The following is a 15,710-nucleotide window of genomic DNA, read 5'->3' as shown; positions in this document are numbered from 1 at the left end:
CCGCGTCATATTCGGCTCGCGCCGCCATTGCCACCAAAACCGCCCGTTTCCAAGTTTGACAGTATGCATCGAATTCGATTATATTCAAATCGAAATGAATTCTGTCTCATGGGGGGAGCCAGTGGCAGGAGCAACCGAAGCGCGCGTGATCGACGTTCACGCGCATGTGGTTCTGGCCGAAAGCTTTGGCGCGGCGGGTGCGCTGGGTCCCGAGATGGGCGGGCAGGACGGGGATGCGCCCTGGTTCCGCGTCGGCGGGTATCGGCTGGATGGCGTGCGCTACCAGGGCAGCCCGTTCATGGATGTCGCGGTGCGCCTGGCCCGCCTGGACGCGGCCGGGATCGACTATCAGGTGCTGTCGCCGAACCCGCTGACGTATCTGCATTTCATCGACGCGCCCAGGGCGATCGCCTTTTGCCGCACGCACAACGACGCGCTGGCGGCACGGATCGCCCCGCATGGCGCGCGCCTGGCGGGCTTTGCGGCGCTGCCGATGCAGGACATTGGCGCCGCGGTCGAGGAACTGGAGCGCGCGGTGCGCACGCTGGGCCTGCTGGGCGGCTACATCGGCACCGACATGCCGCACCGGCTGGACGATCCGTCCATGGACCGGCTGTACGAGGCCTGCGTGCGGCTGAACGTGCCGCTGTTCCTGCATCCGGGCCCGGCGGGAATCGACGGCCCGGCGGGGGATGCGAACCTCAAGGGATACGATCTCGATGTGGTGATCGGCTTCGCCGCGCAGGAAACGCTGGCGGTGGCGCGGCTGATCTACGGCGGGGTGCTGGACCGGCACCCGGCGCTGGATCTCTGCCTCAGCCATGGCGGCGGCGCCACGGCGTTCCTGGCGGGTCGCATGGCGCAGGCGATGCGCAAGCGGCCCTGGTCGCCGGCGCATCTGCGCCATGACGGCGCGTTCGAGGAACGCGTCGCGCGGCTGTGGTTCGACAACCATCTGAACAAGGACGCCTCGCTGGCGCTGTTGACCGACATGGTTGGCGACGACCGGCTGGTGTTCGGCACCAATTTCGCCGGCTGGGACGCGCCCGAGGATCTGGGCGCGCACCGGCCGGCGGCGAAGCTGGCCGATAACGCACGGCGCCTGTTGCGCCTGACGCAGGAGGAAGCATGACGGATTTCATCATCACCGGCGGGCGGGTCATCGACGGCACCGGGGCGCCGGCCTACGCGGGCTCGGTCCTGGTCGAAGGGGGACGCATCGCCGCCACGGGCGCCGAGGCCGACGCCCGGGCCAGCAACCGGCCGAACCTCAGGCGCATCGACGCGGCCGGGCAGACGGTCATGCCGGGGCTCATCGACACGCATTGCCATCTGGCGTTTGACGACGCGGGATCGAACGCCGAGATCTTCCACCAGCGGCGCAACGGCCTGTCGGCGCTGATCGCGGCCTACAACGCGCGCAAGCTGCTGCGCGCGGGTGTGACGGCGATGGTGGACCCGGATTCGACCTTTGAAAACATGGGCGACGTGCGCGACGCCATCGACGCGGGCCTGTTCGAGGGGCCGCGCATGTCCTGCGGCGCCTATGCGCTGATCACGGGCGTCGGCGGCACCGCCGGGCGGCTGATCCGCGACGAGGGGGTGACGGGCTATTACATGGTCGTCAACTCCAGGGACGAGATCGTCCGCGAGGTCCGCCGCCAGATCAAGCATGGCGCCGACTGGATCAAGGTCCACGTCACCGGCATCGTGCCACGTCAGGCGCATCGCGGCGAGATGTGCGTCTGGACGCTCGAGGAACTGAAGCTGATCTGCGACACGGCCCATGAGCTGATGACCCCGGTGATGGGGCATTGCCGGGGCGCCGAGGCGACGCGCCGCGCCGCCGTCGCGGGGTTCGATTTCATCCTGCACGCCACCGGAATGGACGAGGCCGCGCTCGAGGCCGTGGTCGAGCGCAAGGTGCCGATCGTGCCGGCGCTGACCTTTCAGGCGAACATGGTCGATTTCGGCGCCCGGATCGGCACCTCGCCCGACCTGATCGCGCTGTTCGAACGCGAGATCACCGAAAGCGCGCCGACCCTTGCCGCCGCGCACAAGGCGGGCGTGCCCCTGCTGACGGGCTCCGAGGCCGGTTTCGCGCTGGTGCCCTACGGCGATTGGCATTACCGCGAGATGGAAGTCTTCGTGAAATACTTCGGTCTCTCGCCGCTGGAGGCCATCGAATGCGGCACCCGCAAAAGCGCCTTCGGGATGCGGATGATGGGGGAAATCGGCGCGGTCCTGCCCGGATACAAGGCCGACCTGATCGTCGTGAACGGCCGGGTCGAGGACGACCTGACCCTGCTGGGCGATCCGGCGAACATCACCCGGGTGATGATCGACGGCGTGGACAAGGACCTGTCGGAACCGCCCCCGCGCAAGCCGATCCCCGGTTGGCGGCTTGCGCAGATCGGCGGCGTGCGGCTGACGCGCGACCTGGCCTTTGGCCCGCCCGCCGCGCCCGCGGGGCTGCATGTCGAGGAATTGCACTGAGCGCGCGCCCGGCGCCCGGCGGCGGTGCGGTTCAACCCGCGCCGCCGATGGGGGAAAAGGCGGTCGGCAGCAGAATGCGGCTTTCCTGGGTTTCCAGAAGCGGCAGGATCTCGGCCAGGAAGGCGCGCCAGTCGGGGTCCGCCATCAGCGCCGCGCGGCGCCGCGCGCGGTCGTCGAGGCTGTCGTAGCCCCACAGGTGCACGGTCTCGTTGAGCGGCCCCAGTTCGGTGACGAAATAGCCGATGAGATTGCCCAGCACGCGCTTTTGCAGCGCCAGGCCGCGCGCCTCGTAGCGGGCCATGAAATCGGGCACCGCGCCCGGCTTGAACCGATAGATCCGTTGTTCGACGATCATGGCGGGGGTCCTTTCTCAGAACGTGCCCCGGAACAGCCCGCCGTCGATCAGCAGGTTCTGTCCGGTGATATAGCCCGAATGGGCGCTGCACAGGAAGGCGCAGGTCTTGCCGAATTCGGCCGGGTCGCCCAACCGCGCGGCGGGCACCTGATCGGTCCAGGCCTGCTCGACGGTCTCGATCGGCTGATCCGTGGACCTGGCCGAGGCCCGAAACCCCTCGCGCAGTCGCTCGGTGGCGAAATAGCCCGGCAGGATCTGGTTGATGGTGACGCCGCGGTGCGCGACCGTGCGCGCGATCCCGGCCAGAAAGGCCGTAAGCCCGGCGCGCGCGCCGCTGGACAGGTCGAGCCCGGCCACCGGCATCTTCACCGTGACCGAGGTGATGTTGACGATACGGCCGAATCCGCGCTCGGCCATGCCGTCCAGAACCGCCTGGATCAACTGGATCGGGGCCAGCATGTTCATCGCCAGCCCCTGTTCCAGCGCCGCGCGGTCCAGCGCGCGGAAATCGCGAAACGGCGGGCCACCGTTGTTGTTGACCAGGATGTCGGGCGCGGGGCATGCGGCCAGCAGGGCGGCGCGGCCGCCCTCGGTGTTCAGGTCGGCGGCCAGCGGGATCGCCTCGCCGCCCGTGGCGGCGCGCATCTCGCGTGCGGCGGTTTCGACGCTGTCGGCGCTGCGGCCGTTGACCACGACCGTGACGCCGGCGCGCAGCAGTTCCTCTGCGCAGGCGCGCCCCAGCCCCCGGGTCGAGCCGCAAACGATGGCCGAGCGGCCCGTCAGTCCCAGATCCATGTCTCTCTCCCTTTTGTCCGCCGGCGGGTCCTGGCAGGCCTTGCGGAAGGCGCCGCCTGACGGCTTGGCCCCATCCGGTCGCGTCCGGCCCCGTCCGGTCGCGTCCCTTGCGGAGAAATTATTGCTTTCGAATTTATCGAAATCAATACAATATGGACACGCCCAAAGATTCGCCCGCCGCGGCCCCGCCCGGCGCGTCGAGACGGGCAGCGACAAGGAACGCCAGGTCTGGGAGGGACTCATGACGGGACTGAAAATCGGTGCGCTGGGCGCGGCATTGGCCGCCGGTCTGGCGCTGAGCGCCTCGGCGCAGGAGAGCCATAACTTTGCGGTGGTTGGCACCTGGGGCGGTCTTGCGCCCTGGCAGGATCACGAAGGGCCGTTCTGGAACCAGACGCTGCCCCAGGCCTCGGGCGGGCGGCTGACCGCCACCGCAAGGCCGCTGACCGAACTGGGCATGGACGGCACCACCGTGATGCGCGAGCTGCGCTCGGGCGCGTTCGATTTCGCGCACGGGGTGTTCCTGTATGTTGCCGCCGACAGCCCGGTGATCGAGGGTGCGGACCTGGTCGGCGTGACGCCGGACCTGGCGACTTTTCACCGCGTGATGGAGGCCTATCGCCCGGTGCTCGAGGGCGAGTTCCAGCGCCTCTTCAATTCGCACATCCTGATGCTCTACGCCTGGCCGCAGACGCATCTGATCTGCCGCTTCCCGGCGGATACGCCCGATCAGGTGGATCTGTCCTTCTTCGAGGGGTTGAAGATCCGCAGCTTCGGCGCCTCGGCGACCGATTTCATCACGCATTCGCTGAACGCGGTCCCGGTCGCCGTGGCCTTTGGCGAGGTGCTGCCCAGCCTGGAACGCGGCGCGCTGGATTGCGGCGCGACGGGCGTGCTGTCGGCCTATAGCGCAAGCTGGCAGCAAGGCACGACCACCGACCTTCAGGTCGCGCTGGGGTATACGGCCTCGTTCCTGGCGGTGAACAACGACACCTGGAACGCCCTTACCGACGCCGACCGCAGCCTGATCGAAACCCAGGTCGCGGGGCTCGAGACCCAGATGTGGGACGCGACCGCGCGCGACGACACCGACGGCATCAACTGCCTGGCCGACGGGCCGTGCCCGCGCGGCGAGCCCGGGCATCTGCGCCAGATGACCATGTCCCAGTCGGGTATGGAACAGTTGCGCGCCAGCATCGAAAGCGGTGTGATCGGCACCTGGGCGCAACGCTGCGAGGCGCGCTCGCCCGGCTGCGCCGAGGCCTGGAACGCCACCATCGGCCCGATCGTCGGCTACACCGCGACGCCCTGACGGGGGTCCGCGCGGCCCCGGCCCCCTGGAACGCAGGGGCCGGGGTATCGAAGGGGAGAACACGATGCAGGCGGTCTATTCGGGGCTCTACCGGGTCTCGCGGTTCAGTGTCTGGCTGTTCGGCGCCGGGTATCTGCTGATCGCGCTGGCGACCACGGCGGATGTGCTGAGCCGCAACCTGTTCGGCATCTCGACACCGGCGATCTACGAAATCTCGGAATACGTCTTTGCGGTGGCGACGACCTGGGGCTTTGCCTATGTGTTGTTTCACCGCGCCCATGTGCGGATCGACGTGGTGTATCAACGCCTCGGAGCGACGGTGCGGGCCTGGCTGGACCTGGCATCGTTGCTGGCGCTGGGGGGGTTTGTCGGCGTGCTGACCTGGCGCGCCTGGGCCACGCTGGACGAAACGCTTCTGTTCGGATCGCGCGCGCGCACGGCGTTGCAGACGCCGCTTTGGATCCCGCAATCCCTGTGGCTGGCGGGGCTGGCCTTCTTTCTGCTGTGCCTGGTGTTCCTGGCGGTCTATGTGCTGGTGCTGCTCATGGGCGGGCAGGTGCGGCGGGTGGGCCATATCGCCGGCATTCCGCATGTCTCGGGCACGGCGGAGCGGGACGCATGAAGAGCCTCGGCTTCATCCTGGGCCTGGGCCTGCTGATCGCGCTGTCGCTGCCGGTCGCGGCGATCCTGGGCGATCTGGCGATCGTCATGGACGCGCTGTGGAACGGTGGCCGGCTGCAACGCACCTTTGGCGGCTTCCTGTGGGAAAAATCCAGCCAGTATCTGCTGCTGTCGATCCCGCTGTTCGTCCTGCTGGGCGAGATCAACCTGCGGTCCGGCATCGCCGCGCGGATGTATGGCGCGGTCGCGAAATGGATTTCCTGGCTGCCCGGCGGCCTGATGCACGCCAACATCGGCGCCTCGGCGATCTTTGCCGCGACGTCGGGCTCCAGCGTCGCGACCTCGGCCACCATCGGGACGGTCGCCTATCCCGAGATCGCCCGCAACGGCTATGACGAGGCGCTGTTCCTCGGCTCGATCGCGGCCGGGGGCACGCTGGGCATCCTGATACCGCCGTCGGTCACGCTGATCGTCTACGGGGTGCTGACGCAATCCTCGGTGCCGGAACTCTACATGGCGGGGATCATCCCGGGGCTGCTGCTGGCCGCGCTCTTTTCGGCGGTGATCGGCGGGCTGTGCGTGATGCGCCCGGGGCTGGCCGGGCAGCCGGTGCGCGCAAGCTGGGGCGAGCGGCTGCGCGCGCTCAAGGATCTGGGCCCGCCGATGGTGATTTTCCTGGGCGTGATCGGCACGATCTATGCCGGGCTTGCCACCCCGACCGAGGCCGCCTCGATCGGGGTGGTGCTGTCGCTGATCCTGGCCGCCGCCAACCGCACCCTCAGCGCCCGGATGCTGCTGGACAGTTTCGAGGGCACGGTGCGCACGACCTCGATGATCATGCTCATCATCCTGGCGGCGATGATCCTGAACATCGTGGTGGGCTATTTCGGCGCGATCCAGGCGGCGACGCAACTGGTCGCGGACCTGGGTCTGCAACCCTGGCAACTGATGGTCGTGGTGGTGGTCTTCTATCTGGTCATCGGCATGTTCATGGAGACCTTCTCGATGATGCTGACCACCATCGGCATCGTCTTTCCGCTGGTCACCTCGATGGGCTACGACCCGATCTGGTTCGGCGTGATCGTGGTGCTGCTGATGGAGGCCGCGCTGATCACCCCGCCGATCGGCGTGAACCTGTTCGTCGTGCAGGGCATCCGCAGCACCGGCGCCCCGTTTCGCGATGTCTGCATCGGCGCGACGCCCTTTTTGGGGGCGATGCTGGTTCTGATCGTCCTTTTGATCGTGTTTCCGGGGCTGGCCACCTGGCTGCCCGATCTCGTCTATCAGCGGTAAGGAGTGCCGATGACCCAAAGCTTGAGCCTGGAATCCCGCGTGGCGCGGCTTGAGGCGCGCAACGCCATCACCGAACTCAGCGCGCAATACGCGGTCGCCTGCGATGTCCGCGACCTGGACCTTCTGGGCAGCCTGTTCACCGAGGACGCGGTGCTGGACACGCCCAACGGCTCGATGCAGGCCAGCGGCCGCGCGGCGATCGTGGCGTTGTTCGAGCGCGTTCTGGCGATCCGCGGCCCGGGGTTCCACTGGACCCATGACCCGGTCATCCGCTTTCTGTCCGATACCGAGGCCACCGGCACCATCTTTTGCCATGCCGAGACCACGCCCAACGGGGTCCAGAGCGTGGCGGCGCTGCGCTACGACGACGCCTATCGCCGTGACGGGGACTGCTGGCGGATCGCGCGGCGGGTGCTGAACTTCTTCTACTACGTTCCGGCGGCGGATTACGCCGAAGCCCTGGCGCGGCCCGACCGCGTGGTGGTGGCCCAGGGGCGCATCGCCGCCGACTACCCCGAGAAGACCGACACCTGGCGGGCCTTTGCGGGCCGCCGCACCCAATAGGGAGATCGTCATGACCCGACCGATGCAGGAAACGATGGACATGGCCCGCCGCGCCGTCGCCCATTTCGTCAACCGCTCCACCGATCAGGCGCCGTCCACCTATGCGCTGGATGTCTCGGCCTATACCGACCCCGACCGCTATCGCCGCGAGGTTGACCGGATCTTTCGCGAAAAGCCGCTGGCCCTGGTGCTGTCGATCGAGATCGCCGCGCCCAACAGCTACCGCGCGACCGAGGTCTGCGGCACGCCGGTGATCGTCACCCGCGACGGCGAGGGGGTGGCGCACGCGTTTCTCAATGCCTGCCGCCATCGCGGTGCGCCGGTCTGCGCCAATGGCACCGGGCAGGCCCGGCAATTCTCGTGCCCCTATCATGCCTGGGTCTACGACACCAAGGGCAAGCTGGTCAGCATGTATGGCGGCAAGACCTTTGGCGACGTGGACGTGACCAGGCTGGGCCTGCGCGAGCTGCCCTGTGTCGAGAAGGCGGGGCTGGTCTGGGTCTGCCTGACACCCGGCAAGACCTTTGACATCGACGCCTGGCTGGGCGATTTCGCCTATGAGCTGGAAACGCTCGATCTGGCGAACTGGCATCTGCACACCCAGCGCGAGATCGAGGGCCCCGGATGGAAGGTCTGCTGGGACGGCTACCTGGAGGCCTATCACCACAACACGCTGCACGCCGAGACGGTTGGCAAATACACCGTCGGCAACCTGATGCTGCACGACACCTATGGCCCGCACCAACGCCTGGTCTTTGGCCGCAAGTCCCTGATCGAGATCGCCAAAAAGCCCGAAGGCGACTGGGGCGATCCGTCCGAACACATCCGCCTCATCCATTCGGTGTTTCCCAACACCTCGATCTCGGGCGTGGTGGGCGACCATTGCCTGGTCAGCCAGGTGTTCCCCGGGCCGACCCCCGACACGACGATCACCCGGCAGTCGATCATGACCGCCCGCGTGCCGCGGACCGACGCCGAAAAGGCCGCGACCGAAGCCTTCAGCCAGATGACCCTCAAGGCCGTGCGCGACGAGGATTACAACATGGGCTTCCAGATCCAGAAGACGCTGGCGTCCAAGGCGAACGAGGCCTTTGTCTTTGGCCGCAACGAACCGGCCTTGCAGCACTACCACACGCAGGTCGCGCGCTTCGTCGCCGAATAACCCGCGCCGGTGGGGTCGGGTCGGGTCGCGATCAGGCCGGGGCAGGGTCGTTGCCACGCGCCCGCCGCGCGTCTATCGAAGAACCCTGGACCGGCGCGGCGACCCTTGCCGTGCCCTGTGCGATGGGGGCGGCATGAGTCTGTTCGAACGGTGGCTGACCCTGTGGGTCGCTCTCGGCATTCTGGCGGGGCTTGCGTTGGGCACGGTGTTTCCGGGCCTCTTCGCGGCGCTGGCCGGGGTCGAGTTCGCCTCGGTCAATCTGGTCGTGGCGGTGCTGATCTGGGCGATGGTCTATCCGATGATGATCGGCATCGACCTGGGATCGGTGTCGGCGGTCGGCCGGCGTCCACGCGGGCTGATCATCACGCTGGTGGTGAACTGGGCGGTCAAGCCCTTCACCATGGCGGCGCTGGCGGTGCTGTTCTTCCACCATCTGTTCGCCGGCTGGATCGCGCCCGAGGCGGCACGCGACTATACCGCCGGCCTGATCCTGCTGGGCGCGGCGCCCTGCACGGCCATGGTCTTTGTCTGGTCGCAACTGACGCGCGGCGATGCGGCCTATACACTGGTCCAGGTGTCGGTGAACGATCTCATCATGGTCTTCGCCTTTGCGCCCATCGTGGCCTTCCTGCTGGGCGTGACCGAGATCACGGTGCCCTGGGCGACGCTGATCCTGTCCGTCGCACTCTATATCGTCAGCCCGCTGATCGCCGGGATGCTGACGCGGCGGGCGCTGATCGTGCAAGGGGGGGAGGGCGCGGTCGCCGGTTTCATCGCGCGGATCAAGCCGGCCTCGGTGCTGGGGCTCTTGCTGACGGTGGTGCTGCTGTTCGGCTTTCAGGCGCCCGTCCTTCTGGCGCAGCCCCTGGTCATCGCGCTGATCGCCGTGCCGATCGTGCTGCAATCCTATGGCATCTTCGCACTGGGCTATGCCTGGGCCTGGGCCTGGCGGGTGCCGCACCGGATTGCGGCGCCCTGCGCGCTGATCGGAACGTCGAATTTCTTCGAACTGGCGGTGGCGGTGGCGATCGGGCTGTTCGGGTTGAATTCCGGCGCGGCGCTGGCAACCGTGGTGGGGGTGCTGGTCGAAGTGCCGGTGATGCTGTCGCTGGTCGCCTTTGCCAACCGCACGCGCGGCGCCTTTCCGGGCTGAGGCGCGGCTGTCATCAAAACGTCACTCGACTTGCGAAATAATTCCTGTATTCGGGAATTATGGAACAGTCAGACGCCGCCCAAGCCTTTGCCACCCTCGGCCACCCGGATCGCCTGGCGGTCTACCGTCTGCTCATGCGCTTTGCCCCGCGTGGCGCGCGCCCGACCGAGATCGCCGCGGCGCTGGGGTTCAAGCCGAACACATTGTCGCACCATCTGGCGGACCTGACTTCCGCCGGGATGCTGCGGGTCGAACGCCGGGGCCGGTCGCTCCATTATTCCATCGCGCTCGACCGGGCCGAGGGGTTGATCGGCTATCTTGCCCTTGATGTCGGGCGCGGGCGCCCCGACCTGATGCCCGGCCTGTCGGCCCCCCTGATGCCCGAGGTCCGGCCCCCGAGCGATGCCCCCCGCCACGTCCTGTTCCTCTGCACGGCCAATTCGGCGCGCTCGCTCTTTGCCGAGGCGCTCTTGCGCGACCTGGGGCAGGGGCGCTTCGTCGCCCATTCCGCCGGCACCCGGCCCGGCCCCGGCCCCAACCCGATGGCGATCGAGGTTCTCAGGCGCAACGAACACGATGTGTCGGGCCTTGCCTCCAAGTCGATCCTGGGGTTCCAGGCCCCCGGCGCGCCCCGGATGGATTTCGTCTTTACCGTCTGCGACACCGCCGCGGCCGAGGATTGCCCCCCCTGGCCCGGCCAGCCGATCACCGGCCACTGGGGCCTGCCCGACCCGGTCAGCGCCCCGGGCACCGAGGCCGAGCGCGCGCTGGCCTTCGCGCAGACCTATGCCGCCCTTCGCCGCCGGATCGCGGCCTTTGTCGCGTTGCCGCTGGACCGTCTGGACCGGCTGGCGGTGCAAAGCCGCGTCGATGCCATCTCAAAGGACTGACCCATGCCCCGTATTGCCCTGAACGGCCTCGGCCGGATCGGAAAGCTCGTGCTGCGCAACCTGATCGATACCGGGTCCGGGGGCGAGATCGTGTTGCTGAACGACCCGGTCGGGGACGCCGAACAACACGCGCTGCTGATCGAGTTCGACAGCGTGCACGGCCGCTGGCGCACGCCGGTCGCCGCCGGCGACGGGGCGCTGGTGCTGAACGGCCAGCCAATCCGCCTGACCCATGAACGCCGGATCGAGGACCTGCCTCTGGCCGCGCTGGGCGTCGATCTGGTCATCGACTGCACCGGCGTGTTCAAGACCGCCGCCAGAATCGCCCCGTATCACGCGGCCGGGGTGCGAACCGTCGTGGTCAGCGCCCCGGTCAGGGACGGCGGCGCGCTGAACATCGTCTATGGCGTGAACCACGCGCTTTACGACGGCACGCAACGGCTGGTGACGGCGGCGTCCTGCACCACGAACTGCCTGGCGCCCGTGGTCAAGGTGATCCACGAGGCGCTGGGCATCCGCCATGGCACGATCACGACGATCCACGATGTGACCAACACCCAGACGATCGTCGATCGACCGGCCAAGGACATGCGCCGGGCGCGCGCGGCGCTGACCAACCTGATCCCGACGACGACCGGCAGCGCGTCGGCGATCACGCTGATCTACCCCGAACTGAAGGGGCGCCTGAATGGCCACGCGGTCCGGGTGCCGCTGCTCAATGCCTCGTTGACGGATTGCGTGTTCGAGGTCGAGCGCGAGACCAGCGCCGAGGCGGTGAACGCCCTGTTTCGCGCCGCCTCCGAGGGACCGCTGAAAGGCATCCTGGGCTTTGAAACCCGCCCGCTCGTGTCCAGCGATTTCACCAACGATCCGCGCTCGTCGATCATCGACGGCCCCTCGACGCTGGTGGTGAACGGCACCCAGGTCAAGGTCTTTGCCTGGTATGACAACGAATGGGGCTATGCCTGCCGCCTGGCCGACATCGCCCGCATGGTCGCGGCGGGGTCATGAGCGTGGCCCCGACCCTGCGCGCCTATGCGGCCGTGACGGCGGCCTATTGGGCGTTCATGCTGTCGGACGGCGCACTGAGGATGCTGGTGCTGCTGCACTTCAACGGCCTGGGCTTTTCGCCGGTGCTACTGGCCTGGCTGTTCGTGCTGTATGAGGTCGCGGGCATCGCCACGAACCTGGGCGCGGGCTGGCTGGCGGCGCGCTTTGGCCTGGCGACGACGCTGCACGGCGGGCTGGCGTTGCAGATCGGCGCGCTGCTGGCGCTGACGCAGCTCGATCCGGGGTGGAGCATCGGGGCGTCGGTTTTCTATGTGATGGCGGTGCAGGGGGTGTCGGGCGTGGCCAAGGACCTGGCCAAGATGTCCTCGAAATCCGCCGTCAAGCTGCTGGCACCGGGCGAGGGCGCGCTGTTTCGCTGGGTAGCCGCCCTGACCGGGTCCAAGAACGCGGTCAAGGGGCTGGGCTTTTTCCTGGGCGCCGCGCTGCTGGCCTCGGTGGGCTTCACCCGGGCGATCTGGGCGATGGCGTCGGTCCTGGCGCTGATCCTGGTCGCCGTTGTCCTGTTCCTGCCCGCCGGTTTGCCCGGCCGCATGAAGGGTGCGGATCGCTGGTCGGGCTGGCGCTCGGCCGATCCCCGGGTCAACCGGCTGAGCCTGGCCCGCATGTTCCTGTTCGGTGCGCGTGACACCTGGTTCGTGGTCGGCATCCCGGTCTATTTCGAGGCCGCCCTGTCCCCGGACGGACCCGACGCGTCGCGGGCGGCGTTTTTCCTGGTCGGCGGGTTCATGGCGCTGTGGGTCATCGGCTACGGGGCCGTCCAGGCGTTGGCGCCGCGTCTCTTGGGGGGGGCGGGGCAGCCGCTGGCGGACTCTGTGCGGCACGCGATCCGGTGGTCGGGCCTGTTGGTGCCGATCCCGCTGGTCCTGGCCGCCGCGGCGGCGCTGGCCGGCGGCACGGCGCCCTGGCTGACGGGGTTGCTGGTGGGCGGGCTGATGCTGTTCGGCTTTGTCTTTGCCGTCACCTCGTCGCTGCATTCCTACCTGATCCTGGCCTTCGGCGCCGCCGATCGCATCACCCGTGACGTCGGCTTCTACTATATGGCGAACGCCGCCGGCCGCCTGATTGGCACGCTGCTGTCCGGCGTCAGCTATCAGCTTGGCGGTCTGCCGCTGTGCCTGGCGAGTGCGGGTCTGATGGCCGCCGCCAGTTGGGCCGCCGCCGGGCGGTTGCGCGCGGATCGCCTGCCGGCCGCCTGACCCCGGCGCGGGGCCGAAAAATATCGCTTTCGAAATTATCGAAATCGATGGATCACGCCCGGGCACGCGCAACGAACCGGGGGTTTGCAGGTCATGAGCAGGGTATTCGGAGAGATCCGGCAATCGGGCTATGTGGTGCGCGACATCGACGCGCATCTGCGGTTTCTGTCCGACAAGGCCGGCATCGGGCCGTGGTTCGTGGCGCGCAACGTCGTGCTGCCGTCCTGCCGCTATCGCGGCCACGACATCCGGATGCAGATGCACGCCGCCTTGGCCAACAGCGGCGACCATCAGGTCGAACTGATCCAGCAGGTCAGCCCCCAGCCCAGCATCTACACCGAATGGCTGGCGCGGTTTCCGGACCACGCGCCGCTTCAGCATGTGTCCTCGTGGGAGGAGGACTTTGACGGTGCCGTCGCCCGGGCGCAGGCCCGAGGCTGGGTGACGATCCAGGACGGCCGCTCAGCCTATGGCCCCTTCGCCTATCTGGAGCACCCCGACGATCCCGATGTGGTCTTCGAGATCACCCGAAAAGGGCCCGAGCGGCGCTCGATCTTCGCGCAGGTCGCGGCGGCGGCGGCGCATTGGGACGGGACGGATCCGATCCGCGAGGGCTGGCCAAGGGTGCGGCCCTGACGCCCGGCCGCGGCATCGGAGCGGCCGCGGCAAGGTATCTGTTTTTCAGAAGATACATCTAAGAATATTGAAATTGACCATGTCTTGGGGCTCGTGAACACTCGCCCTCATCACCGCTTGGGGAGGAGCGGTCCGGCCATGCCGCCCGGCGCCGACGCGTCCGGGTCCATGGTGGCCGGGCACCGCGTTCCCTCGGGGCCGGACACGATCAACGCCAGACGGCGGCGGGGGGGGGATGGGGCGACATGACAGGAACGGTCATCACCAATTACAAGGAAATCACGCGCGTCCTCGCGGATCGCTCGATGCGGCAGGCGCTTTATGACGAGGGCGGTGTCGTCATGGACGACGTGTTGCTGACGCTGCACGGGCGGGCGCATCACGCGCGGCGGGTGCTGGAATTCTCGATCCTGCGAAAGGACTATTTCTCGTATTACGAGGCGCAGGTCTTTCCGCCGGCTCTGGCGCAGGTCCTGGGGCCGCTGGCGGCGGGCGGGCGCATGGACCTGGTGGATTTCGGCTACCGGGTGACGATGAACCTGACCGCCGATTTTGCCGGGATCGACCGGCCCGAGAAATCCGCCGACGAGACCGAGCGCCTGCTCAGGCTGGTCAAGATCTTTTCCGAAGGGGCGACGCTGGTGCATTCGACCCGCGACAAGGACGCGGTCCGCGCCGAGGTCCGCGCGGGGCTGGAAGACCTGCGCGAGACGTTTCTCGCCCCCTCGATCGCGCGGCGTCAGGCGGCGCTCGACCAGGGCGACGCCGATTTGCCGCGCGACGTGCTGACGCTGTTGCTGCGCGACCGCGAAAAGCAAGGGCTCAGCGATGCGGTGATCCTGCGCGAGATGGCCTTTTTCCTTCAGGCCGGGTCGCATTCCACGGCCAATTCGACCGTCCACGCGCTGCACGAGATCTTCCTGCGCTGGCCCGATGTGGCGGCGCGTGCGCGTCTGCGGCAGGACCCGATCTATCTGCAACGCTGCGTGCACGAAAGCTTCCGGCTGCATCCGGCCAGCCCCGTCGCCTGGCGTCGGCCCGAAGGGTCGTGCCCGCGGTCCGCCGAGGGCCGGGTGGAACTGAATTTCGCTGCCGCCAACCGCCAGCAGGACATTTTTGGCGCGACGGCGGATGACTTCGACCCCGATCGCGCCGCGCCCGAGGGGGTGCCGCGCTGGGGGCTGACCTTTGGCTTTGGCATGCACATGTGTCTTGGCCGCGATCTGGACGGCGGCTTGCCGGCGGGCCCCGATACGGACCCCGCCACGCATCAATACGGCATCGTCACGCAACTGGTGCGGTCCCTGCTGGCGCGCGACGTTCGCCCGGACCCCGAAAACCCGGCCGTGCAGGACACCCGCACGCAGCGGCAGAACTTTTCCTCGTATCCCGTCCTTTTGAACCCAGAGCCCGCCGAATGAGCCGGAAATCCGTCATCATCACCGGCGGGGCGGCGGGCCTGGGCGCCGGAATCGCGCAGACCTTTGCGGCCGAGGGCTACCGGGTCGGCGTGCTGGACCTCGATCCCGCCACCACCGCCGCCGCCGCCCAGGCACTGCCGGACGCCGTGGCGCTGGTCGCGGATGTCACCGACGAGGGCGCGGTTCAGGCCGCCTTCGACGCCTTTGGCACCCCCGATGTGCTGGTCAACAACGCCGGCATCCTGTCGCTCGGCGCGCTGATAGACCAGAGCCCGGCGCAGTTCCGCAAGGTGCTCGAGGTTCACGTCATGGGCACCTTCACCTGCGCCCGCATCGCCGCGCGCGCGTTGCGCGATGCCGGCAGGGGCGGGGCCATCGTCAACATGACCTCGATCAACGCGGTGACGCCTGGGCCGGGCTCGGGCGCGTATCCGGCGGCCAAGGCGGCGATCGCCAAGCTGACGGAACACATGGCGGTGGAATGGGGCCCGCTGGGTATCCGGGTCAACTGCGTCGCGCCCGGTTTCATCGACGGCGGCATGTCGGCGCCCTTTTACGCCGACCCGCGGGTGCGGGCGGTGCGGGGCGGGGCGGTGCCCTTTGGCGGACTGGGTCTTGTCGCGGATATCGCCGAGGCAGTGTGGTATCTGGCCAGCGACCGGGCGCGCTATGTGAACGGTCACCAACTGGTCGTTGACGGCGGCGTCACCCACAGCCTCTTGCGCGCCTTGCCGAGGGAATGAGG

At 68.1% G+C, this 15,710-nt stretch carries 16 protein-coding genes; 14 read left to right on the top strand and 2 right to left on the bottom strand.

The window, feature by feature from the left end:
• Positions 1-94: 94 nt before the first annotated feature.
• Positions 95-1,132 carry an amidohydrolase gene (locus H6900_14360; GenBank protein ID MCC0074463.1) on the top strand — a complete coding sequence of 346 codons (1,038 nt, stop codon included), beginning with the start codon at positions 95-97 and terminating at the stop codon, positions 1,130-1,132.
• Positions 1,129-2,496 (top strand): amidohydrolase family protein, encoded by a 1,368-nt coding sequence (locus H6900_14355; protein MCC0074462.1) that lies wholly within the window; start codon positions 1,129-1,131, stop codon positions 2,494-2,496. Before H6900_14360 ends, H6900_14355 begins: the two co-directional genes overlap by 4 nt.
• Before the next feature lie 31 nt (positions 2,497-2,527).
• On the opposite strand, the gene H6900_14350 is transcribed toward H6900_14355, so the two are convergent.
• Together H6900_14350 and H6900_14345 are read right to left on the bottom strand one after the other, a co-directional pair.
• Positions 2,528-2,851 carry an NIPSNAP family protein gene (locus tag H6900_14350; GenBank protein ID MCC0074461.1) on the bottom strand — a complete coding sequence of 108 codons (324 nt, stop codon included), beginning with the start codon at positions 2,849-2,851 and terminating at the stop codon, positions 2,528-2,530.
• A 15-nt stretch (positions 2,852-2,866) separates the two neighbouring features.
• Positions 2,867-3,646: an SDR family oxidoreductase gene (locus tag H6900_14345; protein MCC0074460.1), complete on the bottom strand. Its 780-nt coding sequence runs from the start codon at positions 3,644-3,646 to the stop codon at positions 2,867-2,869.
• 241 nt (positions 3,647-3,887) lie between these two features.
• On the opposite strand from H6900_14345, the gene dctP reads away from it, so the two are divergent.
• The 12 genes from dctP to H6900_14285 all read left to right on the top strand — a co-directional run bounded on the left by dctP (position 3,888) and on the right by H6900_14285 (position 15,708).
• A complete protein-coding gene (gene dctP, locus H6900_14340; protein MCC0074459.1) occupies positions 3,888-4,958 on the top strand; it encodes a TRAP transporter substrate-binding protein DctP in 1,071 nt (356 codons plus the stop codon).
• Positions 4,959-5,022: 64 nt separating this feature from the next.
• Positions 5,023-5,580, top strand: a complete 558-nt coding sequence (locus tag H6900_14335; protein ID MCC0074458.1) for a TRAP transporter small permease — start codon at positions 5,023-5,025, stop codon at positions 5,578-5,580.
• Positions 5,577-6,872, top strand: coding sequence for a TRAP transporter large permease (locus tag H6900_14330; protein MCC0074457.1), 1,296 nt, complete (start codon positions 5,577-5,579; stop codon positions 6,870-6,872). The genes H6900_14335 and H6900_14330 overlap by 4 nt, the downstream gene beginning before the upstream one ends.
• Before the next feature lie 9 nt (positions 6,873-6,881).
• Positions 6,882-7,436 (top strand): nuclear transport factor 2 family protein, encoded by a 555-nt coding sequence (locus H6900_14325; GenBank protein MCC0074456.1) that lies wholly within the window; start codon positions 6,882-6,884, stop codon positions 7,434-7,436.
• Positions 7,437-7,446: 10 nt separating this feature from the next.
• Positions 7,447-8,598 (top strand): aromatic ring-hydroxylating dioxygenase subunit alpha, encoded by a 1,152-nt coding sequence (locus H6900_14320; GenBank protein ID MCC0074455.1) that lies wholly within the window; start codon positions 7,447-7,449, stop codon positions 8,596-8,598.
• A 133-nt stretch (positions 8,599-8,731) separates the two neighbouring features.
• Positions 8,732-9,751: an ACR3 family arsenite efflux transporter gene (arsB, locus tag H6900_14315; GenBank protein MCC0074454.1), complete on the top strand. Its 1,020-nt coding sequence runs from the start codon at positions 8,732-8,734 to the stop codon at positions 9,749-9,751.
• A gap of 59 nt (positions 9,752-9,810) precedes the next feature.
• Positions 9,811-10,641, top strand: coding sequence for a metalloregulator ArsR/SmtB family transcription factor (locus H6900_14310; protein MCC0074453.1), 831 nt, complete (start codon positions 9,811-9,813; stop codon positions 10,639-10,641).
• 3 nt (positions 10,642-10,644) lie between these two features.
• Positions 10,645-11,652, top strand: coding sequence for an ArsJ-associated glyceraldehyde-3-phosphate dehydrogenase (locus H6900_14305; protein MCC0074452.1), 1,008 nt, complete (start codon positions 10,645-10,647; stop codon positions 11,650-11,652).
• Positions 11,649-12,908, top strand: a complete 1,260-nt coding sequence (arsJ, locus tag H6900_14300; GenBank protein ID MCC0074451.1) for an organoarsenical effux MFS transporter ArsJ — start codon at positions 11,649-11,651, stop codon at positions 12,906-12,908. The genes H6900_14305 and arsJ overlap by 4 nt, the downstream gene beginning before the upstream one ends.
• 93 nt (positions 12,909-13,001) lie before the next feature.
• The gene (locus tag H6900_14295; protein ID MCC0074450.1) at positions 13,002-13,544 is read left to right on the top strand and encodes a VOC family protein; all 543 of its coding nucleotides are present in this window, start codon (positions 13,002-13,004) and stop codon (positions 13,542-13,544) included.
• 245 nt (positions 13,545-13,789) lie between these two features.
• Positions 13,790-14,965 (top strand): cytochrome P450, encoded by a 1,176-nt coding sequence (locus H6900_14290; protein MCC0074449.1) that lies wholly within the window; start codon positions 13,790-13,792, stop codon positions 14,963-14,965.
• Positions 14,962-15,708: an SDR family oxidoreductase gene (locus H6900_14285; protein ID MCC0074448.1), complete on the top strand. Its 747-nt coding sequence runs from the start codon at positions 14,962-14,964 to the stop codon at positions 15,706-15,708. Before H6900_14290 ends, H6900_14285 begins: the two co-directional genes overlap by 4 nt.
• Positions 15,709-15,710: the final 2 nt, after the last annotated feature.

This window comes from Rhodobacter sp., from assembly GCA_020637515.1.
GTDB lineage: Bacteria > Pseudomonadota > Alphaproteobacteria > Rhodobacterales > Rhodobacteraceae > Pararhodobacter.
This window is presented reverse-complemented; position numbering and strand designations above follow the sequence as displayed.

Excerpts from the sequence above, each read along its gene's own strand:
- H6900_14360 (MCC0074463.1), top strand. The coding sequence starts at position 95 with ATGAATTCTGTCTCATGGGGGGAGCCAGTGGCAGGAGCAACCGAAGCG.
- H6900_14355 (MCC0074462.1), top strand. The coding sequence starts at position 1,129 with ATGACGGATTTCATCATCACCGGCGGGCGGGTCATCGACGGCACCGGG.
- H6900_14350 (MCC0074461.1), bottom strand. The coding sequence starts at position 2,851 with ATGATCGTCGAACAACGGATCTATCGGTTCAAGCCGGGCGCGGTGCCC.
- H6900_14345 (MCC0074460.1), bottom strand. The coding sequence starts at position 3,646 with ATGGATCTGGGACTGACGGGCCGCTCGGCCATCGTTTGCGGCTCGACC.
- dctP (MCC0074459.1), top strand. The coding sequence starts at position 3,888 with ATGACGGGACTGAAAATCGGTGCGCTGGGCGCGGCATTGGCCGCCGGT.
- H6900_14335 (MCC0074458.1), top strand. The coding sequence starts at position 5,023 with ATGCAGGCGGTCTATTCGGGGCTCTACCGGGTCTCGCGGTTCAGTGTC.
- H6900_14330 (MCC0074457.1), top strand. The coding sequence starts at position 5,577 with ATGAAGAGCCTCGGCTTCATCCTGGGCCTGGGCCTGCTGATCGCGCTG.
- H6900_14325 (MCC0074456.1), top strand. The coding sequence starts at position 6,882 with ATGACCCAAAGCTTGAGCCTGGAATCCCGCGTGGCGCGGCTTGAGGCG.
- H6900_14320 (MCC0074455.1), top strand. The coding sequence starts at position 7,447 with ATGACCCGACCGATGCAGGAAACGATGGACATGGCCCGCCGCGCCGTC.
- arsB (MCC0074454.1), top strand. The coding sequence starts at position 8,732 with ATGAGTCTGTTCGAACGGTGGCTGACCCTGTGGGTCGCTCTCGGCATT.
- H6900_14310 (MCC0074453.1), top strand. The coding sequence starts at position 9,811 with ATGGAACAGTCAGACGCCGCCCAAGCCTTTGCCACCCTCGGCCACCCG.
- H6900_14305 (MCC0074452.1), top strand. The coding sequence starts at position 10,645 with ATGCCCCGTATTGCCCTGAACGGCCTCGGCCGGATCGGAAAGCTCGTG.
- arsJ (MCC0074451.1), top strand. The coding sequence starts at position 11,649 with ATGAGCGTGGCCCCGACCCTGCGCGCCTATGCGGCCGTGACGGCGGCC.
- H6900_14295 (MCC0074450.1), top strand. The coding sequence starts at position 13,002 with ATGAGCAGGGTATTCGGAGAGATCCGGCAATCGGGCTATGTGGTGCGC.
- H6900_14290 (MCC0074449.1), top strand. The coding sequence starts at position 13,790 with ATGACAGGAACGGTCATCACCAATTACAAGGAAATCACGCGCGTCCTC.
- H6900_14285 (MCC0074448.1), top strand. The coding sequence starts at position 14,962 with ATGAGCCGGAAATCCGTCATCATCACCGGCGGGGCGGCGGGCCTGGGC.